The sequence below is a fragment of the Bacillus cereus group sp. N6 genome (assembly GCF_016483705.1).
Taxonomy (GTDB): Bacteria; Bacillota; Bacilli; order Bacillales; family Bacillaceae_G; genus Bacillus_A; species Bacillus_A wiedmannii.
The window spans coordinates 1-507 of the sequence record NZ_JAEHBI010000207.1 but is presented as its reverse complement, the minus strand read 5'-3'; the positions used below and the strand labels follow the sequence as shown (position 1 = coordinate 507).

Below are 507 nucleotides of genomic sequence, written 5' to 3'. Positions count from 1 at the left end.
CAATCGGTTGCAAAAGACTATCAAGTTGCTATTTATACGCATGCGGATACAGAACACATACATAATCACATTGTGATAAATTCCGTTAATATTGAAAATGGCAAGAAGTATCATAGCAATAATCAACAACGAGATTTTATAAAAAGTGAGAATGATAGAATTTGTCAGGAACGAGGATTGTCAGTAGTCGTAGAGAAACAAGCATCGGTACGGTACACCGCAGCGGAAAAATCATTACTAAAAAAAGGGGAAATATCTTGGAAAGACGAAATACGACAAGCGGTTGATATAGCAAAATCTCGTACAAGTGATTTAAAGGGTCTCTCAGCGTTTTTAGATGACCTTGGTGTTAAAACTAGATTGAGAGGAGAAACAATATCCTACAAGCATCCTGAGGCTTTAAAATGGGTGCGAGGAAGTAAGTTAGGATATGACTATGAAATAGGAGGAATTGAACGTGGCTTTGAGCGACAAATTAGAGAAAGTCAAACAAGAACACAATTCATT

Annotated in this window: 1 protein-coding gene; it reads left to right on the top strand. The window is 36.7% G+C overall.

The genetic code is table 11. The features are described 5' to 3' along the window. Window positions 1–507: relaxase/mobilization nuclease domain-containing protein (locus tag JDS99_RS30970; RefSeq protein WP_199696499.1), on the top strand; the 507-nt coding region annotated here is incomplete at both ends.